22 protein-coding genes and 1 tRNA gene are annotated in these 24268 nt (G+C 71.8%); 20 read left to right on the forward strand and 3 right to left on the reverse strand.

Features of this window, described 5'->3' with window-relative positions:
• Positions 1-68: 68 nt before the first annotated feature.
• Positions 69-827 (reverse strand): TetR/AcrR family transcriptional regulator, encoded by a 759-nt coding sequence (locus tag GQ466_RS01810; protein ID WP_161101009.1) that lies wholly within the window; start codon positions 825-827, stop codon positions 69-71.
• A 190-nt stretch (positions 828-1017) separates the two neighbouring features.
• Here GQ466_RS01810 and GQ466_RS01815 point away from each other — a divergent pair, with 190 nt between their 5' ends.
• Positions 1018-2601: a carboxylesterase family protein gene (locus tag GQ466_RS01815; protein WP_202419926.1), complete on the forward strand. Its 1584-nt coding sequence runs from the start codon at positions 1018-1020 to the stop codon at positions 2599-2601.
• Between the two features lie 843 nt (positions 2602-3444).
• On the opposite strand, the gene GQ466_RS01820 is transcribed toward GQ466_RS01815, so the two are convergent.
• Positions 3445-4548, reverse strand: a complete 1104-nt coding sequence (locus GQ466_RS01820) for an MrcB family domain-containing protein (RefSeq protein WP_202419927.1) — start codon at positions 4546-4548, stop codon at positions 3445-3447.
• Positions 4549-4845: 297 nt separating this feature from the next.
• Positions 4846-4917: transfer RNA gene (locus GQ466_RS01825), tRNA-Arg, on the reverse strand.
• A 167-nt stretch (positions 4918-5084) separates the two neighbouring features.
• Here GQ466_RS01825 and GQ466_RS01830 point away from each other — a divergent pair.
• From GQ466_RS01830 to GQ466_RS01920, 19 genes are all read left to right on the forward strand, one after another.
• Positions 5085-5447: a response regulator gene (locus GQ466_RS01830; RefSeq protein ID WP_161102339.1), complete on the forward strand. Its 363-nt coding sequence runs from the start codon at positions 5085-5087 to the stop codon at positions 5445-5447.
• Positions 5448-5663: 216 nt separating this feature from the next.
• A complete protein-coding gene (locus tag GQ466_RS01835; RefSeq protein WP_161101010.1) occupies positions 5664-6158 on the forward strand; it encodes a DALR anticodon-binding domain-containing protein in 495 nt (164 codons plus the stop codon).
• Positions 6159-6177: 19 nt separating this feature from the next.
• Entirely contained in the window at positions 6178-7569 is a 1392-nt protein-coding gene (gene lysA / locus GQ466_RS01840) for a diaminopimelate decarboxylase (RefSeq protein ID WP_161101011.1), read from the forward strand.
• A complete protein-coding gene (locus GQ466_RS01845) occupies positions 7566-8864 on the forward strand; it encodes a homoserine dehydrogenase (RefSeq protein WP_337193274.1) in 1299 nt (432 codons plus the stop codon). The genes lysA and GQ466_RS01845 overlap by 4 nt, the downstream gene beginning before the upstream one ends.
• A gap of 58 nt (positions 8865-8922) precedes the next feature.
• Positions 8923-9990, forward strand: a complete 1068-nt coding sequence (gene thrC / locus GQ466_RS01850; RefSeq protein WP_161101012.1) for a threonine synthase — start codon at positions 8923-8925, stop codon at positions 9988-9990.
• Positions 9987-10934 (forward strand): homoserine kinase, encoded by a 948-nt coding sequence (gene thrB, locus GQ466_RS01855; protein WP_161101013.1) that lies wholly within the window; start codon positions 9987-9989, stop codon positions 10932-10934. The genes thrC and thrB overlap by 4 nt, the downstream gene beginning before the upstream one ends.
• 444 nt (positions 10935-11378) lie before the next feature.
• On the forward strand, positions 11379-13283 hold the full coding sequence (gene rho / locus GQ466_RS01860; protein ID WP_161101014.1) for a transcription termination factor Rho: 1905 nt from the start codon (positions 11379-11381) through the stop codon (positions 13281-13283).
• Between the two features lie 183 nt (positions 13284-13466).
• Positions 13467-14783, forward strand: a complete 1317-nt coding sequence (locus GQ466_RS01865; RefSeq protein WP_337193275.1) for a sensor histidine kinase — start codon at positions 13467-13469, stop codon at positions 14781-14783.
• A gap of 14 nt (positions 14784-14797) precedes the next feature.
• Positions 14798-15451, forward strand: a complete 654-nt coding sequence (locus GQ466_RS01870) for a response regulator transcription factor (protein WP_161101015.1) — start codon at positions 14798-14800, stop codon at positions 15449-15451.
• Between the two features lie 147 nt (positions 15452-15598).
• Positions 15599-15808, forward strand: coding sequence for a 50S ribosomal protein L31 (rpmE, locus tag GQ466_RS01875; protein ID WP_161101016.1), 210 nt, complete (start codon positions 15599-15601; stop codon positions 15806-15808).
• Between the two features lie 97 nt (positions 15809-15905).
• On the forward strand, positions 15906-16970 hold the full coding sequence (gene prfA, locus GQ466_RS01880) for a peptide chain release factor 1 (protein ID WP_161101017.1): 1065 nt from the start codon (positions 15906-15908) through the stop codon (positions 16968-16970).
• Positions 16967-17827 (forward strand): peptide chain release factor N(5)-glutamine methyltransferase, encoded by an 861-nt coding sequence (gene prmC / locus GQ466_RS01885; protein WP_161101018.1) that lies wholly within the window; start codon positions 16967-16969, stop codon positions 17825-17827. The genes prfA and prmC overlap by 4 nt, the downstream gene beginning before the upstream one ends.
• Positions 17828-17858: 31 nt before the next feature.
• Positions 17859-18743: an L-threonylcarbamoyladenylate synthase gene (locus GQ466_RS01890; RefSeq protein ID WP_161101019.1), complete on the forward strand. Its 885-nt coding sequence runs from the start codon at positions 17859-17861 to the stop codon at positions 18741-18743.
• Between the two features lie 111 nt (positions 18744-18854).
• Positions 18855-19217, forward strand: coding sequence for a PadR family transcriptional regulator (locus GQ466_RS01895; protein ID WP_161101020.1), 363 nt, complete (start codon positions 18855-18857; stop codon positions 19215-19217).
• Positions 19214-19918, forward strand: coding sequence for a hypothetical protein (locus GQ466_RS01900; protein ID WP_161101021.1), 705 nt, complete (start codon positions 19214-19216; stop codon positions 19916-19918). Before GQ466_RS01895 ends, GQ466_RS01900 begins: the two co-directional genes overlap by 4 nt.
• Before the next feature lie 148 nt (positions 19919-20066).
• Positions 20067-20411: a hypothetical protein gene (locus GQ466_RS01905; RefSeq protein WP_161101022.1), complete on the forward strand. Its 345-nt coding sequence runs from the start codon at positions 20067-20069 to the stop codon at positions 20409-20411.
• Positions 20412-20485: 74 nt separating this feature from the next.
• Positions 20486-21169: an ABC transporter ATP-binding protein gene (locus GQ466_RS01910; protein WP_161101023.1), complete on the forward strand. Its 684-nt coding sequence runs from the start codon at positions 20486-20488 to the stop codon at positions 21167-21169.
• Complete coding sequence (locus GQ466_RS01915) at positions 21166-23346, forward strand: permease (RefSeq protein WP_161101024.1); 2181 nt, start codon at positions 21166-21168, stop codon at positions 23344-23346. The genes GQ466_RS01910 and GQ466_RS01915 overlap by 4 nt, the downstream gene beginning before the upstream one ends.
• Before the next feature lie 136 nt (positions 23347-23482).
• Complete coding sequence (locus GQ466_RS01920) at positions 23483-24211, forward strand: AfsR/SARP family transcriptional regulator (protein ID WP_161101025.1); 729 nt, start codon at positions 23483-23485, stop codon at positions 24209-24211.
• Positions 24212-24268: the final 57 nt, after the last annotated feature.

A 24268-nucleotide genomic window follows, 5' to 3' on the forward strand; every position in this document is an offset into this window, starting at 1 on the left:
TCGTGCGGCGAGATCCTTGAGTATGAAAGGGAAATCGCCCATCCGGAACGTCGCCGCCACTCGGCGAATTAGCCGGCGGGGTCGGTGGTGTGGCGACTCCCTGGCAGGAGGCCCTCGATGCCGTCCAGGATTCGCGTCAGGCCGAACGTCACATCGCTGTCGTCGATGTCGTCTGAATAGTCGTCGCCGACCATCAAGGCCGCCACGATGGGGTACCCGTGCTCGCGCAGCAAGGGCAGCAGGAAATTCTGCACGGCGGTCGGATTCACGGAGTCCGCGCTGCTCTGCCTGAGGTCGCGGCGCATGTCGGCGATCCGGCGCGCGTATACGTCGAGCAGCAGCGCGCACTGAATCGCCTCCTTGGGGCTGAGTCCGGCGCCGATGAAGCATTCCAGGATGACCTCGGTCCAGCGCAGCAGGTTCGGCGTCATCGGCGCGCCCCGGACGGGCAGGTCCACCAGCCAGGGATGGACCTCGCACCGGTCGATCATCGCCTGAGTCCACGTCGTCGCCGCGGTTCGCCAGTGGGCGGCGCCCGACGGCAGGTCCGGTGCGGGGCCCCATCCGGTCTCGGCGACGAGCACCAGCAGCTCGTCCCTGGACCGGACGTAGCGGTAGATCGCGTTGGCCGTGAGCCCGAGTTTCTTGGCGAGCTTCGGCATTGACAGCGCCGCGAAGCCGTCCGCGTCGGCCAGGTCGATGGCCGCCTCGACGACCTGCTCGACGCTGTGGGACGGGGGCCGTCCGAGCCCGCTCGTCTTGGTGGGCAGACCCCACGCGAGGGCCAGCCCCGGTGGCAGCTCCTGCGGATCAACGCCAGTTGACATCAGTGATCGCCCTCACGGATCCCGCCCGAACTCTTGACTTTGTGTGGCCCTTACACTTTCATTCGTGTGAACCTTACACAAAGAGCCGGGATGTGAACAGTTGAGACAGCTCATGCAGGGCCCAGCGACAGGCCGCGACCGTTCGCGGACCGCCGTGCCAGGTCGCCTACGGACACTACTGGCGGCAGCAGTGATCTTCAGCGCCTCGGCATGCGCCGGGACGGCCGGTGCCGCGTCCACGACCCAGGCCGGGACGAGCCGAGACCACTCCGCGGTGGTCTCAACCGACGCCGGCGCGGTGCGCGGCACGCTCACCGCGAGCGCGCGGCTGTTCCAGGGGATCCCGTACGCGGCCCCACCGACCGGGCCACGTCGCTGGGCCTCTCCCCAGCGCGCCGCATCGTGGTCGGGAATCAGGAACGCGACCAAGCCCGGCAACCGGTGCGCGCAGGCGGAGGGATTGATCGACAAGGCCAGCAACACCGAGGACTGCCTCTACCTCAACGTCACGACGCCCCGCCACAGCAGCGGTCGCAAACTACCGGTGATGGTGTGGATCCACGGCAACGGCTTCATCAACGGCGCCGGAAGCCTCTATGACGCACAGCGCCTGGCGAGCACGGGCAACGTGATCGTGGTGTCGCCCAACTACCGCCTGGGCATCTTCGGATTCCTCGCACATCCCGCCCTGGACCACGGTGCGGCCCGGCACCTCTCGGGCAACTTCGGACTTGAGGACCAGCAGGCTGCGCTGCAATGGGTCCAGCGCAACGCCTCGGCATTCGGTGGCGATGGGGCGAACGTCACCATTTTCGGCGAGTCGGCCGGAGGCACGAGCGTCTGCTCCCATCTGGCGGCCCCCGGCTCGGCAGGCCTCTTCCAGAAGGCGATCGTGCAGAGCGCGGAGTGCACCGGAAGAAGATGGTCCCCGGGCCCGCCGACCTGGTTCCCGCTACCGCGCGCGGAGCGCGAGCAGCACGGACTCGACGTCGCCGCGAAACTCGGCTGCCGCAACGTCCGTACGGCCGCGGCCTGCCTGCGCGCCAAACCGGCGAGGAAGCTCGCCAAGTGGTCCGACGACGGCATCGGATCCGGCCCGACAACGGGCGGCGGCGTCCTTCCCCTCAGCCCGCAAGAAGCGTTCGCCACAGGCCACTTCAACCGCGTGCCGGTCATCGAAGGCACCACGCGCGATGAACACCACCTCTTCACCGCCGCCATCGAGGCCGCGACAGGCAAGCAGACAACGGATGCCAGCTACCCGGAGGAAATCCACACACTCTTCGGGCCGACCGACGCCGCACGGGTCCTGGCGCGTTACCCCACCAATCGTTTCCGCTCCGCCGGTGAGGCACTCTCCACCGTGGTGACGGACTGGGCATGGGCCTGCCCCGTCCTCGACCGAAACCGCGCACTGTCCGCACACGTACCCGTCTACGCGTACGAGTTCAGCGACGAGAACGCCCCCTGGTTCACCACCCTGCCGAAGCCGAATTTCCCCACCGGCGCATTCCACGGCGGCGAACTTCAGTACCTCTTCGACGACGATCAGCTCCCCGGCCCGGCAACGAGCGCGCAACGCCAGCTCGCGGATCAGATGATCCGCTACTGGAGCCAATTCGCCCACACGGGAAACCCGAATGGCAGCAACGTGCCGAATTGGTCGCCATTCCAAGCAGCCGAGCACGTCCAATCACTGGCGCCGAACGCGATCGGACCGGCAGATCTAGCCCAGGAACACCAGTGCACCTTCTGGGCCTCGATCAACACCTGATCGCGTGACGCGACCCGCGCACCCGGCACCAGCCCCGACAACCCGCTAACCGCTCCCATCGGTGCTCCCCGCACGCGCGGCGGGGAGCACCGCCGACGCACGGCGACACGCCGCAAGAGCTACCACCAAGACACCCCCGCTGATCCGGCCGAGGAGCCTAGATACGTGGTGACCGGCCGCGCCCGCGCCGTGCAGCGTCATCCGCGTCTACTTCACCCGCCGCACTTTTCACGCCTGCGAGCGCCCGTACAACACACAGCAGCGGAAATACGCTAATGGCGAGAATCCGTGTACGGCAACCGCCGTACACGCCGCACGTAATCCGCCAGGGTGGCGAAACGGCTTATGGTCTTCGCGACGCTTACTACGCCGGTCCGCGGTAGGCGGAGGGCGTGGCGCTGCGAGTGAACGACTGCTACCTGCCGGACGCCGGATGAGGCCGCCTGACGCTCGTCCAGACGCTCGCTGCCGCCTCGAAGAGATCGAGCGCGGCGGCATTCTTGGCGCCTCTACCTACTTGCGCGTAGGACGAAGCCCGCCAACTCGCGTTCACGCCGGCTCAGGACGAGTCGCCGTTTGCCGGCGTCCGTACGACCTCCGTCACGCCGCCCCTGAGCACGTTGCTCAACGTCGGCGTCTCACCGGCGGACGTGGCCAAGCGTGCAGGCACTCGGTAGAGGTGCTACTCAAGCGCTACGCCGGCTGCCTGGGCGGTCGGGAGGACAACATCAACCGGCGCATCGAACGGGGGCTTGAGGACGACGATTGAGATCAGGAGTGGGGCGAGCATCGCAATCCTTCCGCTCCTTTTAAGGCCCCGGTCCCACGAGGGCGGCGGGTCCGTCATAGCCCTGTTTTGTAGACATAGGAGACGACGGTTAGATCTTCTTCCTCGATGTACCACGGGCTTGTGCAGCAAAGAATTCCTCCGCTGGCTACTGGAGGCGTTGACGCCCGGTCCAGGTGGATCGAATGGACAACGACAAGGGCGTTGGCCGGCCCCAGTTTGCGCTGGGTCTCGACTTCAGGGCGAGTGAGAACGACCTGCGCTCCCGTTGACGTGGTGCCCTTCACCTCAACGTGAAGCCGTTGGCCGTCTCTCTTCAGGAAAAGGTCGTAGGACTCTTTCGCTCCGACGTCTTTCACCGACCAACCTTGATCTCGGAAGTACTTCGTCGCCATGTTGACGCTGTGCTGCTCCAAGATGCGGCGCTCCTCGGCATTGAGGCGGATCCCCTGCCCTTTGGAACGAACTTTCCTGCGGCGGGCTGCTTTGGCTGAAGCCTCTTCGGCCTCGATGACCTCAGGCGGAGTGTCTCCAGGAACGTAAGAAGCCCTCTGCTCGCCCCTGTAGATCTCTCCAAGGAGCCTGGACATGTAGAGAAGGTCTTCGATGAGGGTGGCTTCGCTCGGCAGCGAGCCACGGCGGTACTCAATCGCCGTAACGTTGCCGGCTTCGTACCCCGGCCCTAGCTGGGATCTGAGGGCCCCGAGCTCGATGGATTCATGGAGGTCGTCGCGTTCGGCTAGGAGAGCTGCCACGAGTGGGCGCGCCCAAGCGACCCGTGCCTTGATCTCGGTGAGCTTCCTGGGAGCGAAATCCTTTCCCGTCCACGTGGTCGTGCCCTGGTTGAGAGACAGGTAGACCCGGTCACCGCTGGCACTGAAGAGGTAGACGACGTACCAACCTGTCGTGGCACGGGGTGCGGCACTGCGCGAGAAGACGCGCACCCACGGGATCTCCGTCTTGAGGCCCGTGCCGTCCCTGCCTTCAACGCCGAGGTCGGAGACCGTCGTGCCCGTCTCCGCCGCGATCGTCTCGACGTGGTTGCGGATCCTCTCGGGAATCTCCGTTCGGATGATCACGCCTCGACGGTGCATCTCAAGCGTGTTCTTGGCCGACCATACGCGCTGAAGGTCAAAGGTCTCTGCGAAGAGATCATCCACGCTCGGCAGCGTAACCAAGACCTACGACAAAGGCGGTAAATCACCACAAGTCGCTTCGGGTAAGTGGGGGGACTTCGCTGGTCATGTGGACTCGCGGTGAAGGGTCATGCAACGGCCCTGCCGCGCAAGGGCGAAGCGCTGTGTCGAGTGAGAGGGCGGGAGCGAGAGGCTCTCGCATCTCTCTCGCAGACGGTGCTAGGCAATGACAACGGGCGGGTGCTCAGTTGGACTGAGCACCCGCCCGGTTCTTTGATGTCAGTGCTGATCAGCGGCTAGCTTTCGCCGATCGTTTTAAGGTGCCCCCTGCAGGATTCGAACCTGCGCACACGGCTCCGGAGGCCGTTGCTCTATCCCCTGAGCTAAGGGGGCGTGGCCGCTGGTTTGCGGCGCGAGGAAAGGTTACCAGGGTTGGTCGGTGGTCGTGCACCTCGTTTGTTCGGGGGGTGGTGTTGCGCTGCTGGGGGCGTGGTGGGTTCGCCGTGCGGGGGAGCGGGGAGTCGGCTACTTTCGTTGGCGTGAGCGAGCCACTGGGACGCGTGCTGGTCGTCGATGACGACGAGGTCATCCGGCAGCTCATCGCGGTGAACCTGCAGTTGGAGGGGTTCGCGGTCGAGACCGCCGTGGACGGGCAGGACTGCCTGGAGCGGGTCGTTGAGGTTCGGCCGGACGTGATCACGCTCGATGTCATGATGCCTCGGCTGGACGGGTGGGTCACGGCGCTGCGGCTCAAGGAGGACGAGGGGACGCGGCACATCCGGGTCGTCATGATCACTGCGCGGGCGCAGGAGCATGACGTTCGGCGGGGGCGCGAGATCGGGGTCGACGCCTACGTGACCAAGCCGTTCGATCCGAATCAGCTCATCCAGACCGTCCGGAAACTCGCTGTGGTGTCCAGATAGTGGTCGGATAGTCTCACCAGGGTGACCCCCGCGGAGTTGGGCGCCGCCCTCGCCTGTGCAGCCGGACGCCCTCTCGCGCCCGGTGACTTGCTGTTGAGCGTCCGCGGTCCCGGTCGGTATGCCACCGCTGTCGCGCTCAGGCTCGGGCTGGATCCGCGGGACCTCGCGCGGCGGCTTCGTCGGGTCGACGGGATTCTGGACGTCCACGGAGACGGGATGCTCGTCATCACCGTCGATCCCGCGCGTGTCGTCACCGGAGTGATCAACGAGGGGACCGCGTTCGGACGCGCCGACGTTCCCCACATGGACTGGGACGACCGGCCTCGCACCTGGCGGAACCCCGGGTTCGTCGTGCGGTACGCGTACGCGCGTGCGGCATGGACGGAGCGCTGGGCCGGCGAGATGGGCGTGCCGGCGGGGGAGCCGCACATCGAGGCGGAAGCGGAACGGTGTTTCGCCGAGCGGCTCGCCGACCTTCCGGGACGGGCCGCGCAGGCCGAGCGGGAACAGGATCCCCGGCCGTTCGCCTTCTGTTTGGAGCGGCTCGCCGCCGCGTACCACGACGTCCACGAACATTGTCCCGCGCTGCCGAAGGGCGACGAGAAACCCGGGGCGGCGCACGCGAGCCGCGTCACACTGGCGCGGGCGGCGCGCGTCGCCCTCGGGAACGGACTGACGATGGTGGGCGAGACACCGCGGGAGCGGATATGACGAGCGGGGGAACGAACGAATGAGCAGGGTCCATCCTGCGGGCGGCCGGCACGCGGACGTGCTTCCGGAGGACCACCCGCTGCCGCCGCCGGACGACCTCAACGTCCTGGCCGAGGACGTCTGGCCCAAGAACGCGCGGCGCACCGAAGGCGTCCTCACGATCGCGGGCGTCGACGTCAGGGATCTGGCGCAGCAGTACGGCACGCCGCTGTACGTGTACGACGAGGACGACGTCAGGACGAGGGCGCGCGAGTACGCCCAGGCGTTCCACGACGGCCACGTCCACTACGCGGGCAAGGCGTTCCTGTGCACGGCCGTCGCCCGGTGGATCCACGAGGAGGGCCTCGGCCTGGACGTGTGCAGCGGCGGCGAACTGGCCGTCGCGCTGCGCGCCGGGTTCCCGCCCGAGAAGATCACGCTGCACGGCAACAACAAGTCCGTCGAGGAACTGGACGCGGCGCTGACCGCGGGCGTCGGGCACATCGTGGTCGACTCGTTCGAGGAGATCGCCAGGCTCGGCCACCTCGCCAGGAGGCACGGAACCAGGCCCAAGGTCATGGTCCGCGTCACGACGGGCGTCGAGGCCCACACCCACGAGTTCATCGCGACCGCCCACGACGACCAGAAGTTCGGGTTCTCGCGCGGCTCGGGAGCGGCGCTGGAGGCCGTACGGCGCGTCCTGGCCCTGAAGGAGCTGGAACTCGTCGGCCTGCACTCGCACATCGGGTCGCAGATCTTCGACCCGGACGGGTTCGAGGTCGCCGCGCACCGCCTCGCCGAGCTGCTGGTCGCGATCCGCGACGAGCACGGCGTCGAGCTGCCCGAACTCGACCTCGGCGGCGGTTACGGCATCGCCTACACGACCGGCGACGAACCGATCGACCCGAAGACGATGGCCGACAGCCTCCGCGACATCGTCGCCCGCGAGTGCCGCGCCTACGGCCTCGCGATGCCGACGCTCACCGTCGAGCCCGGACGCGCGGTGATCGGCCCCGGCGGCGTCACGGTCTACGAGGTCGGGACGGTCAAGGACGTCGAGGGCATCCGCACGTACGTCTCGGTCGACGGCGGCATGAGCGACAACCTGCGCACCGCCCTGTACGGCGCGGAGTACTCCTGCGTCCTCGCGAGCCGCACCTCCGACGAGGGGCCGATGCTGGCCAGGCTTGTCGGCAAGCACTGCGAGAGCGGGGATATCGTCGTGCGTGACCTGTGGTTGCCCGAAGATCTTACGGCGGGCGACCTGGTCGCGGTCGCGGCCACCGGTGCGTACTGTCGCTCGATGGCCAGTAACTACAACCACGTCCCGAAGCCCGCCGTGGTGGCGGTGCGGAACGGCAGGTCGCGGGTCATCGTCCGCCGGGAGACCCCGGACGACCTGCTGCGGCTCGATGCGGAGGTCGAAGGGTGAAACCGTTGCGGGTGGCGCTGCTCGGGTGCGGCGTGGTCGGCACCCAGGTCGTGCGGCTGCTGGAGGAGCAGGCGGACGATCTCGCGGCGCGGGTCGGCGTCCCGCTGGAGCTGGCGGGCGTCGCGGTGCGGCGCCGCGACCGGGCCCGGGAGGGCGTGGACCCGGCGCTGCTGACGACCGACGCCGAGAACCTCGTCACCCGCGACGACGTGGACATCGTCATCGAGGTGATCGGCGGCATCGAGCCCGCGCGGTCCCTCATGCTCGCCGCGATGAAGTCCGGCAAGTCGGTCATCACGGCGAACAAGGCGCTGCTGGCCGAGGACGGCGCGACGCTGTTCGCCGCCGCCCGCGAGTACGGCGCCGACCTGTACTACGAGGCGTCGGTGGCGGGCGCGATCCCGCTGCTGCGCCCGCTGCGCGAGTCCCTCGTCGGGGACCGGGTGCAGCGCGTGCTCGGCATCGTCAACGGCACGACGAACTACATCCTCGACCAGATGGACACCCACGGCGCCGGCTTCCAGGAGGCCCTGGAGGAGGCGCAGGAACTCGGGTACGCCGAGGCCGACCCCACGGCGGACGTCGAGGGCTTCGACGCCGCCGCCAAGGCCGCGATCCTCGCCCAGCTCGCGTTCCACACCCCCGTCACGGCGGCGGACGTCCACCGCGAGGGCATCACCGAGGTGTCGGCGGCGGACGTCGCGGGCGCCAAGGAGATGGACAGCGTCGTCAAGCTGCTGGCCATCTGCGAGCGCGTCCCCGGCCCGGACGGCGCCGACCGGGGCGTGTCCGTCCGCGTCTACCCGGCGATGATCCCGCGCAGCCATCCGCTGGCCAGCGTCCGCGAGGCGTACAACGCGGTGTTCGTGGAGGCGCAGTCGGCGGGCTCGCTCATGTTCTACGGCGCGGGCGCGGGCGGCGCCCCGACCGCGTCGGCGATCCTCGGGGATCTCGTCGCGGTCGCGCGCAACCTCGTCGGCGGCAGCCCCGGCCCGGTCGAGGTGACGTACGCGTCGCTGCCCGTCCTGCCGATGGGCGAGACCGTGACGCGGTACTACGTGCAGCTCGACGTGGACGACCGGTCCGGCGTGCTCGCGACGGTCGCGACGGAGTTCGCGAAGCACGGCGTGTCCATCCAGGCCGTCCGGCAGGAGGGGCTCGGGGACGACGCGCAGCTCGTCATCGTGACCCACCGCGCGCCCGACGCCGCGCTGTCGGCGACCGTGGAGAAACTGCGGGAGTTCGACAGCGTTCGCGAGGTGGCGAGCGTGATGCGCGTTGAAGGTGACGAGTAGCGCGTCGCCGCGGCTTTACACTTGCCGGAGAAACCGCAGGTCGTCCGAGGAGATCGACGTGAACGCGACCGCCCGCGCCTGGCGCGGCCTCATCGAGGAGTACCGCGACCGGCTGCCGGTGACGGCCAAGACGCCGGTCATCACGCTGCTGGAGGGCGGCACGCCGCTCGTCCCGGCGCACCGGGTGTCGCAGCTCACCGGCTGCGAGGTCTACCTGAAGGTCGAGGGCGCCAACCCGACGGGCTCCTTCAAGGACCGCGGGATGACGATGGCCATCAGCAAGGCCGCCGAGACCGGCGCGAAGGCCGTGATCTGCGCGTCCACCGGGAACACGTCGGCGTCGGCCGCCGCGTACGCGGTGCGCGCGGGCATGACGTGCGCGGTGCTCGTCCCGCAGGGCAAGATCGCGATGGGCAAGCTGGCGCAGGCGCTCGTGCACGGCGCGCGGCTGCTCCAGGTGGACGGCAACTTCGACGACTGCCTGGAACTGGCCCGCAAGCTGTCGGTGGACTACCCGGTCGCGCTCGTGAACTCGGTGAACAAGTACCGGCTCCAGGGGCAGAAGACCGCCGCGTTCGAGATCGTGGACGCGCTCGGCGACGCCCCGGACGTCCACTGCCTGCCCGTCGGCAACGCCGGCAACATCTCGGCGTACTGGATGGGGTACAAGGAGTACGCGGCGGACTCCGTCGCATCCCGGACGCCCCGGATGCTCGGTTTCCAGGCGTCCGGCGCGGCCCCGTTCGTCAAGGGCGAGCCGGTGCTGAAGCCGCAGACGATCGCCACCGCGATCCGCATCGGCAACCCCGCCTCATGGGACCTCGCGATCGCCGCGCGGGACGAGTCCGGCGGCGCGATCGACTCCGTCACCGACCGGCAGATCCTCGCCGCGTACCGGCTGCTGGCCGCCGAGGAGGGCGTGTTCGTGGAGCCGGCGTCCGCGGCGAGCGTCGCGGGGCTGCTCCAGGCGCACGCCGCCGGGGTCGTCGAGCGCGGCTCCAAGGTCGTCTGCACGGTGACCGGTAACGGCCTCAAGGACCCGGACTGGGCGATCTCCGGCGCGCCCGCGCCGATGACCGTCAAGGTCGACGCGCACTCGGCGGCGTCGGCGCTGGGCCTCACGTGACGGCGCGGCCGGAGCCGGTCACCGTACGGGTTCCGGCGACGAGCGCGAACCTCGGCCCCGGCTTCGACTCCCTCGGTCTCGCGCTCGCGTTGTACGACGACGTGACCGTCGCGCTCGACCCGACGTTCACCGGGGTCGCGCTGGACGTGACGGGCGAGGGCGCCGAGGTCGCCGACCGGGGCGAGCAGCACCTGATCGTCAAGGTGCTGCGGCAGGCGCTCGCGGAGCTGGACGCGGTCGCGCCGCAGCCGCTCGGCGACGTCCCCGGGATCCGCCTGACCTGCGTGAACCGCATTCCGCACAGCCGCGGGCTCGGCTCGTCGTCGGCCGCGATCGTCGCCGGGATCCTCGCCGCGCGGGCGCTGCACCCGCACGGCGCGCTGCTGGACGACGCGTTCGCGCTGCGCCTCGCGACCGAGATCGAGGGGCATCCCGACAACGTCGCGCCGTGCCTGGCGGGCGGCCTCACGATCGCGTGGACGACCTCCGGCGGGCCCCGGCTCGTCCGGCTCGAACCGAAGGACGCGCAGGTCGTGGTGTTCGTCCCGGACACCCGGCTGGCGACCGAGCGGGCGCGCGGGCTGCTGCCCGCGACCGTCCCGCACGCCGACGCCGCCGCCAACGCGGGCCGCGCGGCGCTGCTCGTCGCGGCGCTCACCGGCGGGCTGGACGACGCCGTCCTCCTCGACGCCACCGAGGACCGGCTGCACCAGGATTACCGGGCGCCCGCGATGCCGGAATCGGCGGACCTCGTCGCGGCGTTGCGGGAAGAAGGGGTCCCGGCCGTCATTTCCGGGGCAGGACCTACTGTCCTGGCCTTCACAACCGCATCACGACTTGATTCGATAGATGCGCGGACGGGTAAAGGCTGGCACGTACGCCCGTTGGACGTCGCCCCCCGAGGCGCAAGCGTCCGACCGGGCACGACCGGCGCGGGAGCCTGACCCGCGACCGCACGGGTCCCGTGCCGCACCGGTCCGGCGGGGCGTGGAGATCCGGCAGGTAAAATGCGAACACAACGACCTCTGGGGAATAGCAGTGCGCCCTGGTGATGTTAGGCTGAATGCCGCACCAGATGCCCCGTTCGGGGCCGTGTGCTCGTCAGCCGTGCGTCACCCGTCCGATCTCCGGGATCGGTGGGTCCCGCGTACTAGGCTTCCCGAGACCGTGACAATCCGTTGTCCGGCATCCCACCGAATCTGCGGACGTGGCGGTACTGGGGACACCCGCGAGCAAACCGTCCCGTCCATCATCTGGCTGTGCCCAGAATCCGCGGGTCGCGGTCCCACCGCGACCGGCGAAGCCCGACTCGGCGCCCCCGCCGGGCCGCATAACCGGGTTGACTGGCCGATCGCCGGCCAACGCCCGCTCCCTGGGAAGGACCCTTAGTGAGCGAATCCAGCGAACTCCTGACGGACGCCACCGCGACGGCTCCGGGCGCCGAGGACGGCGCCGAGCCCGCCGCCCCCCGGCGTCGCCGGACCGGCACCGGCCTGTCGGGCATGGTGTTGCCCGAGCTGCGGAAGCTCGCGTCCGACCTCGGCATCACCGGGACGACCGGGATGCGCAAGAGCCAGCTCATCGCCGCCATCCAGGACAAGCAGGGCGGCGGCGCGCAGGGTTCCGGCGGGGGCGAGCAGGGAGCCGCTGAGAACGCTCCGGCCGAGCGTCCGCGCCGCACCCGCGCCGCCGCCAAGCGCGACGCCGAGCCCGTCGCCGTGAACGGCCAGGCCGCCGTCCAGACGAGCATCGAGGCCGAGCAGCCCGCCAAGAGCGAGCGCGCCGAGCGGACGGCCGAGAAGACCGCGCGCGGCGACCGTCAGCCGCAGGGCGAGCGGGAGCAGCGCCGGGGCCAGCCCCAGAGCCAGGGCGAGGACGGCGACGGCCAGAACGGCCAGCAGGGCCAGGGCGGCGGACGCGACGGGGGCCGGCAGCGCACCCGCGGCGGCCGGGACCGTGGCGAGCGCGGCGACCGCGGCGAGCGCGGCGGCGACCAGCAGAACCGCCAGCGCGGCGGCCAGAACGCCGGGGGCGGCGGCCAGAGCGGGCCCGACGACGACGAGGGCGGCAACCGCGGCCGGCGCGGGCGCCGGTTCCGCGAGCGCAACCGGGGCCGGGGCGGGCGCGAGCGCTTCGAGGAGCCGGTGGTCACCGAGGACGACGTCCTCATCCCGGTCGCCGGAATCCTGGACATCCTGGACAACTACGCGTTCGTCCGGACGACCGGCTACCTGCCCGGCCCGAACGACGTGTACGTCTCGCTGGCGCAGGTCCGCAAGAACGGGCTGCGCAAGGGCGACGTCATCACCGGCGCCGTCCGGCAGGCCCGCGAGGGCGAGCGGCGCGAGAAGTTCAACGCGCTGGTGCGGCTCGACACCGTCAACGGGATGGAGCCCGACCAGGCCAAGGGCCGGGTCGAGTTCAGCAAGCTGACCCCGCTGTACCCGCAGGAGCGGCTGCGGCTGGAGTCGGACCCGGGCGTGCTGACCACGCGGATCATCGACCTCGTGTCGCCGATCGGCAAGGGCCAGCGCGGGCTGATCGTGTCGCCGCCGAAGGCCGGCAAGACGATGGTGCTCCAGTCGATCGCCAACGCGATCACCAAGAACAACCCCGAGTGCCACCTGATGGTCGTGCTGGTGGACGAGCGGCCCGAAGAGGTCACCGACATGCAGCGGACGGTGAAGGGCGAGGTCATCCACTCGACCTTCGACCGTCCCGCCGAGGACCACACCACGGTCGCCGAGCTGGCGATCGAGCGGGCCAAGCGGCTGGTCGAGCTGGGCCACGACGTCGTCGTGCTGCTGGACTCGATCACGCGCCTCGGCCGGGCCTACAACCTGGCGGCGCCCGCGTCCGGCCGCATCCTGTCCGGCGGTGTCGACTCGACGGCGCTGTACCCGCCCAAGCGGTTCTTCGGCGCGGCGCGCAACATCGAGAACGGCGGCTCGCTGACGATCCTCGCCACCGCGCTGGTCGAGACCGGCTCGCGGATGGACGAGGTCATCTTCGAGGAGTTCAAGGGCACCGGCAACATGGAGCTGAAGCTCAACCGGTCCCTGGCCGACAAGCGGATCTTCCCGGCGGTGGACGTCGACCAGTCCAGCACCCGCAAGGAGGAGATCCTCATGGCGCCCGAGGAGCTGCGCATCGTGTGGCAGCTCCGCCGCGTCCTGCACGCGCTGGACACCCAGCAGGCGCTGGAGCTCCTCATCGAGAAGATGAAGGAGACCAAGTCCAACGCCGAGTTCCTGCTGCAGGTGCAGAAGACGACGATCAGCGACGACCGCTGACCCTCGGCTCGTGGCCGCCCCCGTCCGGGTTCTCCGGGCGGGGGCGCTCGCTTTCGGGCGCCGCCGGGTACCGGGACGGGTGGGGTTAACCCCACCGGCGGCCCGGCGGGACGCTCCATGGCCGGATCCGGCGCGGTCGGCGAGGCTGGAGCAGGTCAGGGCGGGACGGCACGGAGGAACATTGTGAGCGCACTCAGCATCACCCGGCGGGGCACGGTCGCGTCCGGGGCGTGGAAGCCGGCGCGGATGCTGGCGTCCTCGCTGACCTGGACGTCCGCCGTCTACCTCGGCCTCAGCTTCTTCTTCGGGCTCGCCTACTTCGTCGCGCTCGTCGTCGGGATCGCGGTGTCGGGCGCGCTGACGATCATCTGGATCGGCTTTCCGATGCTCGTGCTGATGATGCTCGCGTGGCGCGCGGCGGCGATGCTGGAACGGCGGCTCGTGCGGCTGGCGTTCGGTGTGCGGATCCGGGACCCGTACCGTCCGCTGCCGAAGGGCGCGAACCCGTTCCCCAAGCTCAAGGCGATGGTCTTCGACCCGGCGACCTGGAAGGACCTCATCTACCTGGCGCTGCGGTTCCCGATCGGGCTGGTCGAGTTCCTGGCGTCGGTCGTCATGTGGGCGCTGACCGGGACGCTGCTGTTCCTCCCGCTCATCGTCGCGGTGAGCGGCGGCGCCGAGGTGAACGTCGGCGTCGTGTCGTACTGGGCGGGAAACCCGGTGCAGGCGCTGCCGATGAGCGTCATCGGCGCGGGGCTGCTCGTCGGCGCCGTGTACGTCACGCGGACGATGGCCATCGCGCACGCCCTCTACGCCACGTACCTGCTCGGGCCGAACGCGGCGCAGGCCGAGAACCGCGAGCTGCGCGCGAAGACCGAGCACCTGCGGGCGAGCCGGGCGCGCGGCGTGGACGCCGTCGAGTTCGAGCGCCGTCGCATCGAGCGCGACCTGCACGACGGCGCCCAGCAGCGGCTGCTCGCCGTCGCGATGGACATCGGCCGCGCCCGCGCCAAGCTCGACACCGACCCCGAGGGCGCCCGCGACCTCATCGAGCAGGCGCACGCGGGCACCCGCGAGGCGATCCAGGAGCTGCGCGACCTCGCGCGCGGCATCTACCCGGCGATCCTCACCGACCGGGGCCTGGACCCGGCGCTGTCGGGCCTGGCCGGACGCGCCCCGGTGCCGGTCGAGGTCACCGTGGACCTCGCCGAGCGTCCTCCGGCGGCCGTGGAGAGCATCGCGTACTTCATCGTCGCCGAGTCGCTGGCGAACATCGCCAAGTACGCCGAGGCCACCCGGGCGACCGTCCGCGTCGCGCAAGAGGACTCCTGGGTCGTCGTGGAGATCATCGACGACGGGGTGGGCGGCGCGGTCGTCCGTCCCGACGGCGGGCTGGCGGGCCTCGCCGACCGGGCCGCCACGATCGACGGCATGGTCATCGTGGACAGCCCGCCCGGTGGCCCGACGATCGTCCGCGCCGACCTGCCCTGTTCCTGGTAGGCAGAATGGGGGGCATGCGGGTTGTGATCGCCGAGGACTCGGTGCTGTTGCGGGAAGGGCTCGTCCGGCTGCTGGACGACGCGGGCATCGAGACGGTCGCCACCGTCGGGGACGGCCCCGGCCTGCCCCCCGCCGTCGAGGAGCACCGGCCCGACCTCGCGATCGTGGACGTCCGGATGCCGCCGTCCTTCACCGACGAGGGCCTGCGCGCGGCGCTGGCGGCCCGGGAGCGGGTGCCGGGGACGCCGATCCTCGTCCTGTCCCAGTACGTCGAGGAGCGGTACGCGACCGACCTGATCGGCGGCGGCGCGGAGGGCGTCGGCTACCTGCTGAAGGAGCGGGTGTCGGAGGTCGGGGAGTTCATCGACGCGGTGCGCCGGATCGCGGCGGGCGGCACCGTCATCGACCCGGAGGTGATCGGGCAGTTGCTCGGCCGAAGACGGACCGGCGACCCGCTGGAGGCGCTGACGCCGCGCGAGCGCGAGGTGCTGGCGCTGATGGCGGAGGGACGCTCCAACGGGGCCATCGCCGAGCACCTCGTCGTCACCGAGGGCGCGGTGGAGAAGCACATCTCGAACATCTTCGCCAAACTCGGACTGCAGCCCGCGCAGGGCGGCCACCGGCGGGTCATGGCCGTCCTCACGTACCTGGGGCACCGCGACGGGTGAACGGAATGCCCGGTGACCTCGGCACGTTCCGGTATCTGGCACACTTGGAGTGCAACCGCTGCGGTACCGGTTCGCGCCTCCCCTCCCGACACGGCCGACGTCGTGCGAGCGGGGCCGCCCGGCGACCGCTCTAGGCGAGGAGAACCCATGAAGCCCGAGATCCACCCGAACTATGTCGTCACGACCGTGACGTGCACGTGCGGGAACACCTTCGAGACCCGCAGCACCGCCGAGAACGGCCAGATCCGCGCCGACGTGTGCTCGGCCTGCCACCCGTTCTACACGGGCAAGCAGAAGATCCTGGACACGGGCGGCCGGGTGGCGCGCTTCGAGCAGCGGTTCGGCAAGCGCAAGTAGGTTCCTCCCGCACCGCGAGGACCAGGAGCGTCCGGGGGCCGGCCGGCCCCCGGACGGCTCACCGCCGGCCCCCCAGGCCAAGCCCAGGACGCGCACCGTGAATCTCGACGATCTGCTCAGCGAACACGCCGACATCGAGGCCCGCCTCGCCGACCCGGCCGTCCACGCCGACCAGGCGGAGGCGCGACGGCTCGGCAAGCGCTACGCGCGGCTGCGGCCGATCGTCGAGACGTACCGGGAGCTGCGCGGCACCGAGGACGACCTGACCGCCGCCCGCGAGCTGGCCGCCGAGGACGAGACGTTCGCCGCCGAGGCCGCCGACCTGGAGAAGCGGACCGTCGAGCTGGAGGAACGGCTCCGGCACCTGCTGATCCCGCGCGACCCCAACGACGACAAGGACACGATCCTCGAGATCAAGGCGGGCGAGGGCGGCGAGGAGTCCGCGCTGTTCGCGGGCGACCTGCTGCGGATGTACCTGCGCTACGCCGAGCGCGTCGGGTGGAAGACCGAGATCATCGACTCCCACCCGTCCGACCTCGGCGGGTACAAGGACGTGACGGTCGGGATCAAGGCCGCGGGCGCCCAGGAAGAGGGCGTCTGGACGCGGCTGAAGTTCGAGGGCGGCGTCCACCGGGTGCAGCGCGTCCCGGCGACCGAGTCGCAGGGCCGCATCCACACCAGCGCGGTCGGCGTGCTGGTGACGCCCGAGGCCGAGGACGTGGACGTCCAGATCGACCCGAACGAGCTGCGCATCGACGTGTACCGCTCGTCGGGGCCCGGCGGGCAGAGCGTCAACACGACCGACTCGGCCGTCCGGATCACGCACCTGCCGACGGGCACGGTCGTGTCCTGCCAGAACGAGAAGAGTCAGCTCCAGAACAAGGAGCAGGCCCTGCGCATCCTGCGGTCGCGGCTGCTCGCGATCGCGCAGGAGGAGGCGGACGCGGCGGCGTCGGCGGAGCGCAAGAGCCAGGTCCGCACGGTGGACCGGTCGGAGCGCGTCCGCACCTACAACTATCCGGAGAACCGCATCTCCGACCACCGCGTGGGCTACAAGGCGTACAACCTCGACCAGGTCCTCGACGGCGACCTCCACAACGTGACGCAGGCGCTGGTGGACGCCGACCTCCAGCGCCGCCTGGACGAAGCCCAGGGATCATGAACCTGCTGCTGGACGAGATCGCCCGGGCGACCGCCCGGCTGGCCGACGCGGGCGCCGCGTCGCCGCGCGCGGACGCCGAGGAGCTGGCCGCCGCCGTCCACGGGGTGAACCGGGGCGAACTGCACAAGGTGCCGGACAGCGCGTTCGACGCGCGGTTCTGGGAGTACGTCGCGCGGCGCGAGGCGGGCGAGCCGCTGCAGCACATCACGGGCCGCGCGTTCTTCCGGTACCTGGAGCTGAAGGTCGGTCCGGGGGTGTTCGTGCCGCGTCCGGAGACCGAGGTGATGGTCGGCTGGGCGCTGGAGACCCTGCGGGACATGGACGTCCGGGACCCGCTCGTCGTCGACCTCGGGACGGGCTCGGCGGCCATCGCGCTGTCGATCGCGCTGGAGGCCCCGACCGCGCGCGTCCACGCCGTCGAGAAGGACCCGGCGGCGTTCGCCCACGCGTCCCGCAACGTCGAGGAGCTGGACGAGCGCGACCAGGTGCGGCTGCACCACGGCGACTTCGCGACCGCGCTCCCGGAGCTGGACGGCACGGTGGACCTCGTCGTCAGCAACCCGCCCTACATCCCGATGAGCGAGTGGGAGTACGTCCCGCGCGACGTCCGCGACCACGACCCGGCGGACGCGCTGTGGGGCGGCGGCGACGACGGCCTGGACGCGATCCGCGTCGTGGAGCGCACGGCGCGGCGGCTGCTGCGGCCCGGCGGCCATGTCGCGGTCGAGCACAGCGACCGGCAGGGCAACCCCGTCTACTGGGTCTTCGCCGAGGAGAACGGCTGGCGGGACGTCCGCAACCGCCGCGACCTCACCGAGCGGGACCGTTTCGTGACCGCGCGCCTGGTCGCCGACTGACGGCCCGCGCGGACCAGGGAGGAAGACGATCGTGAGCCGACGTTATGACTGCTCCGACGCCGTGGAGCGCAGCCGGGGGATCGGCGAGGCGGCCTCGGCGGTGCGGCGGGGCGAGCTGATCGTCCTGCCGACCGACACGGTGTACGGGGTCGGCGCGGACGCGTTCACGCCGAGCGCCGTCCAGGCCCTCCTGGACGCCAAGGGCCGGGGCCGCGACATGCCGCCGCCGGTGCTGGTCGGCTCGGTGCGGGCGGCGTCCGCGCTGGTCGAGGACCTCGGCACCTACGGCCAGGACCTCATCGACGAGTTCTGGCCGGGCGCGCTGACGATCGTGTGCCGCGCCAACCAGAACCTCCTGTGGGACCTCGGCGAGACCAAGGGCACCGTCGCGGTGCGGATGCCGATGCACGAGCTGGCGATCGAGCTGCTGAAGGAGACCGGGCCGCTCGCGGTGAGCAGCGCGAACCTGAGCGGCAGCCCCGCCGCGCGGACCGCCGCCGAGGCCGAGGACATGCTCGGCGAGACGGTCGCGGTGTACCTGGACGGCGGCCCGTCCGGCGCGGGCGAGGCGTCCACCATCGTGGACCTGACGGGCGTGGTGCCGCGCCTGCTGCGCCGGGGCGCGATCCCCGAGCACAAGATCCGCGCGGTCGTCGGCGTCCTCCTGGACACCGACGACGAGCCCGACGAGCCCGTCGACCTCGCCAAGCCCGACACCCCGGTCGACCTGGACAAGCCGTCCGCCCCCGTCGACCTCGACAAGCCCGCCGAGCCCGTGGACCTGGACAAGCCCGCCGCACCCGTGGACCTGGACAAGTCCGCCGCCCCGGCCGACGCGACCGAGCCCGACACCGACCCGGCGTCCGGCAAGACGGCGGACGAGCCGCGCCCGGACCGGCCCGGCGACGCGGGCTGAGCCCTGCGGGACGCCCCGCCGGGCGGGTGCGCGACGATCAGCTCTCCTGAGTGCTGTCCTGTCATGGCAGCTACCTTGTAAAGAAAGATAGCCATAGGTACCATGCAATGCATGGGAGCTTCGGACGTCGGGAAACGCCGCAGCCAGTGGCTGCGGGGAGTGCTCGACCTCTGCCTGCTGGCTGTCGTCGCGGACGAACCCGCCTACGGCTACGAGATGGTGCAACGCCTGTCGGCGGCCGGGCTGGACGCCGTCGCCGAGGGCTCGATCTATCCGGCGCTCGGACGGCTCCAGCGCGAAGGACTGCTGGAATCGTTCCTCGTGGAGAGCGCGGAGGGCCCGGCGCGCAAGTACTACCGGCCGACCGCCGGGGGCCGCGCGGCGCTCGCCGCCTGGTCCGGCGAATGGGAGCGGCTGGTCGCCGGCGTCGCCGCCGTCCTGAACCGCGACGCGGTCACCGGGGACGCGCGGTGACGAGCCGGATCGTCCGGCGCTGCCGACGCACCTGGCTGCGGATCGGCGTGCCGGCCGGGGACGTGGCGGACATGACGGCGGAACTCGCGGCGGATCTGGCGGCGGCCGAGGCCGACGGCCGGGACCCCGATTCCTATGTCGGCGGCGATCCCGCCGGGTTCGCCCGCGCCTGGGCGTCGGAACGCGGCGTCGTCCCGGTCCGGTCGCGCGTCGGACGGCTCATGGCGGCGGGCGTGCTCGGCGGCCTGCCGGGGGCGCTGGCCGGGCTGTTCGCGGTCTTCGGGCTCCAGAGCGAGACGTTCGCCCAGGTCCTCGGACGCGGCGACCGCGCGGTCGAGCTTCCGTCGAACCTGCTGGTCGCCGCGCAGCTCGCCGCCGCCTTCTTCGCGTGGGCGGGGATCCTCGGCGCGACGTCGGCGGTGCTGCGCTTCCACGCGGACGCGCTGCGGCGCCCCACCGTGCGGGCGCTGGCCTGGGTCCTCCCGGCCGCCGGGGTCGTCGCGGCCGTGGTCGTCGGCGGTGCGGCCCGCGTCCTGCACTACCCCTACGGCACCCGCTACGTCCTCGCCGAGATGATCGCGCCCGTCGTGATCGTCGCCGCCGCGGTGGCGGGGACCCGGCTCGGCGTGACGCGAAGGCGCCGCAAACCGCCCGGGGCGGAGACCGAGCCCGGCGAATTTCACGTGGCCGCCGAACTGTAGGGGAGACGCCGCGGAGATCTTCGGAGGACGCGAACGGGACGAAGCGAAGACGATCCGGATACATCGCCCTGATGACGTGTGCGTGTCGCTCGAAACGGGCGGCGGCCGGGACGGCGTCCCGGTCCCGGTTCTCCCGGAGAGGAAACGCATGTCACGACGCGTGAAGTTCGTCGGCGGCGCGCTGCTCGCGCTGTCCCTCACGTTCCCGGCGGCGGAGGCGACGGCGCTGTACGCCCAGGTGAGGGGCAAGGTCAGCGGCTGGAACACGACCGGCGGGTCGCACGACACGATCAAGGTCAAGGACTGGGCCGAGAGGCAGTGGGTGAAGGGCGAGTACAAACGCCGGTCCTCGGCCAACACCAAGCGGACGCTCTGGAACAAGTCCGGCAAGGGCCGGACGGTCGAGTCGGGCCCCGGCTCGAAGATCTTCACCCTCCAGGTGTGCGAGGAGTACAACCACAGCCCCGACAAGTGCTCGGGCTGGGTGGGCTGATCCCGTGACCGTCCCGTCCGGACAGGGGCCCGGACGGGACGGCCCGTGACGACGAGCTTCGAGACGAGGACGTGATGGATGACATCGTTCGACGGCCGCTCCTGGAGGTGGCGGGCCTGTGCTACGGCGTCGGCGGCCGGCCGATCCTCCGCGACCTCGGGCTCGGCCTGGCGGCGGGGGAGTCCATCGCCGTCACGGGGCCGAGCGGCTGCGGGAAGACGACCCTGCTCATGGCGCTGCTCGGTCTCGTCACGCCGGACTCCGGCACGGTGACGATCGCGGGCACGGACATCACCCGGCTGTCGGCGCGGGACCTCGCGGCGCACCGCCGCGCGCACCTCGGCGTGGTGTTCCAGTTCGGCGAGCTGCTGCCCGAGCTGTCGCCGGTCGAGAACGTGGCGCTGCCCGCGCTCCTCGGCGGGACGCGGGCGGGCCGGGCCTACCGCGAGGCGGCCCGGCTGCTGGCCGACCTCGGCGTGCCCGCCGCCGAGACCCCGACCGGGGCGCTGTCGGGAGGCGAACGGCAGCGGACCGCCGTCGCCCGGGCGCTCATCACGCGGCCCGGGCTCCTGCTGGCCGACGAGCCCACCGGCGCGCTGGACGGCGACGCGCGCGACGTCGTCGCCGACCTGCTGTTCGCCCTGCCCGAACGGCACGGCTGCGCGCTGCTGGTCGTCACCCACGACGAGGCCGTCGCGGCCCGCGCGGACCGGCGGCTCCGGCTGGACCAGGGCCGGCTCGCGGGGGCCGCCGCATGAGCCGGGCGGGCCTGAGCCGGCAGCTGCTCCACATCGGCCGGGCCGCCGGGAAGGGGTCGCGCGGCGACCGCGTCCGGTACGTCGCGCTCCTGACGGCGGCCTTCGTCCTCGCGCTGAGCGCGCTGGCCGGGCTGGGGGTCGCGGCCTCCTACGCCGGCCGGGACGCCCGGGACCGCGCCCGCGCCACCGACGAGGTGACCGCGGGACAGCGGGCCACCGTGCTGTGGCGCCCGAAGTACGACGCGGTGGGCGACCGGCAGCACCAAGTGATCTTCATCGCGCCGCTGAGCCCGACGGCCGCGCCGCCGCCGGGCCTGCCGCGCTGGCCCGCCCCCGGCGAGGCGTTCCTGTCGCCCGAGCTGGCCCGGGCCGGGGCGGCCGAGCACATCGCCACCCGGTACGGACGCCCGGCCGGGACGATCGCGCCCGCCGGGCTGGCCTCGCCCACGGAGCGGCTGGCCTACGTCCGGCCCGCGCGGGTGGACGTCCGCTCCGACGAGTGGTTCCGGACGCCCGGCTTCGGCCGGGCCGATCCGGCGCGTCTCGGCGAGTCCGCCGACGTCCGGCCGATGGCGCAGTTCCTGCTCGCGCTGGGCGGGCTGGTCGTGCTCCCGGCCGCCGCGCTCGTCGTGATCGCCGCCCGGTGCGGCTCGGCCGGCCGGGACCGGCGGACGGCGCTGCTCCAGGCGCTCGGCGGCGGCCGGCGGCACCGCGCGCTGGTGAACTGCGGCGAGGCGATCGTTCCGCTGACGCTGGGCGCGCTGCTGGGGACGCTGCCGTACCTGGCCGCGATGATCCATGACGTCCGGCTGCCCTTCGTCGGCTATCTCGTCCCGTCGGCGGACCTGCGCGCGTACGCGGCGTGGACGCCGGTCGTGACCGTCGCGGCGATCGCCGTCGCGCTCGCCCTGGTCGTGGGGCTGCACCGCGTCGACCGGACGGGCCGCTCGACCCGGCCGCGCTCGTTCGCCGACTCGGTGCCCCGCTGGCGGCTGTGGCTGTGCGCGGCCATGGCGGCGATGTTCGGCGCGAGCGGTTACGTGCGCGGCATGGCCGGGACGTGGCTGTACGCCGTCGGGACGGTCGGGCTGTGGGCGACCGTGCCGTCCCTCGCCGCCGTCGCGGGCCGGGGGCTCGGCGCTCGCTTGGCGGCCGTTGGGCGGCGGCGCGGCCGGGTGTCCCCGCTCGTCGCGGGCCGCTGGATGGTGGCGCATCCCGGCGTCATGGTCCGGCTCGCGACCGCCGTGATCATCGGGGCCGGTCTGGTGTCCCAGACGCAGACCTGGGTGAGCCGCCTCAACACGCCCGCGCTGGAGGCGCGGGCGAGCGTCGCGCGCATCGGCGACACCGTCGTGCGGGTGGACGCCGCGGATCTGCGCCCGGACCGGACGGCCGCGTTCGCCCGCGCGCTGCCGCCGGGCTTCACGGTGCTGGGCCTGCACGAGTCGGAGGGCGGCGGCTCGCCCGTGCTGTCCGCGAACTGCCGCACGCTGCGCGGGCTCGGCCTGCCCTGCACGGCGCGGCCGGCCGCCGTGGCGCCGAGCGGCGCGGACGATCCGCGCGTCCGGGAACTGAGCCGGTGGACGGGGTCGTCCGGCGACCCGATGCGCGTCGTCGGCACCGACGGCGCCGGGGCGCGTCCGGCGGGACGGCCGTCCGCGCTGGTGGTCTTCGCCGATCCCGCCCGGCGCGGCGAGAGCTGGCGCGTGCGGCAGGCCGCGTACGCGGCGTTCGACTGGCCGCGCACCGAACGGCTCGGCGAACTGTGGCTGACGGGCCTGATGCGCAACGTGGCGATGGGGCAGTGGGTGCTGCTGCTCGGTACCGCCGGGCTCGTCATCCTCATGCTGGCGGCGGCGGTGAGCGCCGTGGCGGAGTTTTTGCGGTTCGGCCCCGCGCTGGCGCCGGTCGGCGTCCAGAGCGGGAAGCAGCGGATCTTCGTCTTCGTCGCGCTGTGGAACCTCACGTTCCCCATGGCCGTCGCGACCGTGGTCGGGGTGGCGGTCGCCTCGTGGCACGGCCTCTACTTCATCGCGACGAGCCACGACGGGCACTTCTCCTGGACGGTGATGGGCGTGGCGGCGGCGGTCGGCGGCTGCCTGGCGCTGCTCGTCGGGCTGACCGGAGGCTTGTCGGCGATCCGCGCGGCCCGGCGCTGGCGCCCGGCGGGCGACTGAGCGTTCCCACCCCGGCGCCGTGCAAGTGACCCAGATCACGGATTCTCGGCGCAGCGGATCCCGCCCCCGGCGCATCTCCCGTGTGGACGCCGCCCGCAACGGATGCCGGGGGCGGCGACGGCGCGGAGGGATGGCGATGGCGGCACAGGGAACTGAACGGCCCGACGGGTGGTACCTCAACGTCCTGCCCACGTTCCGGGTCGGCCGGGGGGCCGCGGAGCTGCGCCTGCCGACGGGACCGGCCGCGCTGCTCGTCGCCGTCGCGCTCGAGGCCGACGGCGTCGGCCGCCGTTCGCTCCAGCGCCGCCTGTGGCCGGGCCAGCCGCCGGAGGCCGCGGCGCGACGGCTGCGGCAGTTCCTCTGGCGCGTCCGGCGGGAGACCGGCGGCGGCCTGCTCGACGTCACCGCCGACAAGGTCGCCCTGGCCCCCGGCGTCTCGGTCGACCTGCACGCCGGGACGGAGCTGGCGCGGCGCGTCATCGCGGGCGAGTGGCCCGCGCCGGCGGACGCGGCCGTCCTGTCGGCCCGGCTCCTCGAAGACGGCCCGGACGACCCGGCGGTGCTCACCGCGCGCGAGCGCTGGGACCGGCGCCGGCTGCTGGCCCTGGAGCGTCTGGCCGAACACCGGCTGGAGCGGGGCGACCCGCTCGGCGCCCTCGATCTCGCCGGGGCCGCGGCCGAGATCGACGAGTTCGCCGAGGCCCCGCAGCGGATCATGGCGGCGGCCCATCTGGCGCGCAACGACGGGGCGAGCGCGCGGCGGCTCTACCACCGGTACCGCCGGCGCGTCACGCACGAGCTGAGCGTCGAGCCCAGCCCGGCCTTCCGCGACCTCTTCCGGGAGCACAGCGTCGGAAGGAGATGACGTCCGAACCGTGACCCACGTGTACGACCCGACCCCTATTGTCATGGATCATGACAA

It is taken from the genome of Actinomadura rayongensis (assembly GCF_009831215.1).
Classification (GTDB): Bacteria; Actinomycetota; Actinomycetes; order Streptosporangiales; family Streptosporangiaceae; genus Spirillospora; species Spirillospora rayongensis.

What these genes read in the sequence shown, in the direction of transcription:
- lysA (WP_161101011.1), top strand. Translation starts at nt 6,178, where the DNA reads ATGAGCAGGGTCCATCCTGCGGGCGGCCGGCACGCGGACGTGCTTCCG.
- GQ466_RS01810 (WP_161101009.1), bottom strand. Translation starts at nt 827, where the DNA reads ATGTCAACTGGCGTTGATCCGCAGGAGCTGCCACCGGGGCTGGCCCTC.
- GQ466_RS01905 (WP_161101022.1), top strand. Translation starts at nt 20,067, where the DNA reads ATGTCACGACGCGTGAAGTTCGTCGGCGGCGCGCTGCTCGCGCTGTCC.
- GQ466_RS01910 (WP_161101023.1), top strand. Translation starts at nt 20,486, where the DNA reads ATGGATGACATCGTTCGACGGCCGCTCCTGGAGGTGGCGGGCCTGTGC.
- GQ466_RS01870 (WP_161101015.1), top strand. Translation starts at nt 14,798, where the DNA reads ATGCGGGTTGTGATCGCCGAGGACTCGGTGCTGTTGCGGGAAGGGCTC.
- GQ466_RS01915 (WP_161101024.1), top strand. Translation starts at nt 21,166, where the DNA reads ATGAGCCGGGCGGGCCTGAGCCGGCAGCTGCTCCACATCGGCCGGGCC.
- GQ466_RS01835 (WP_161101010.1), top strand. Translation starts at nt 5,664, where the DNA reads ATGCTCGTCATCACCGTCGATCCCGCGCGTGTCGTCACCGGAGTGATC.
- prmC (WP_161101018.1), top strand. Translation starts at nt 16,967, where the DNA reads ATGAACCTGCTGCTGGACGAGATCGCCCGGGCGACCGCCCGGCTGGCC.
- GQ466_RS01895 (WP_161101020.1), top strand. Translation starts at nt 18,855, where the DNA reads ATGGGAGCTTCGGACGTCGGGAAACGCCGCAGCCAGTGGCTGCGGGGA.
- rpmE (WP_161101016.1), top strand. Translation starts at nt 15,599, where the DNA reads ATGAAGCCCGAGATCCACCCGAACTATGTCGTCACGACCGTGACGTGC.
- GQ466_RS01920 (WP_161101025.1), top strand. Translation starts at nt 23,483, where the DNA reads ATGGCGGCACAGGGAACTGAACGGCCCGACGGGTGGTACCTCAACGTC.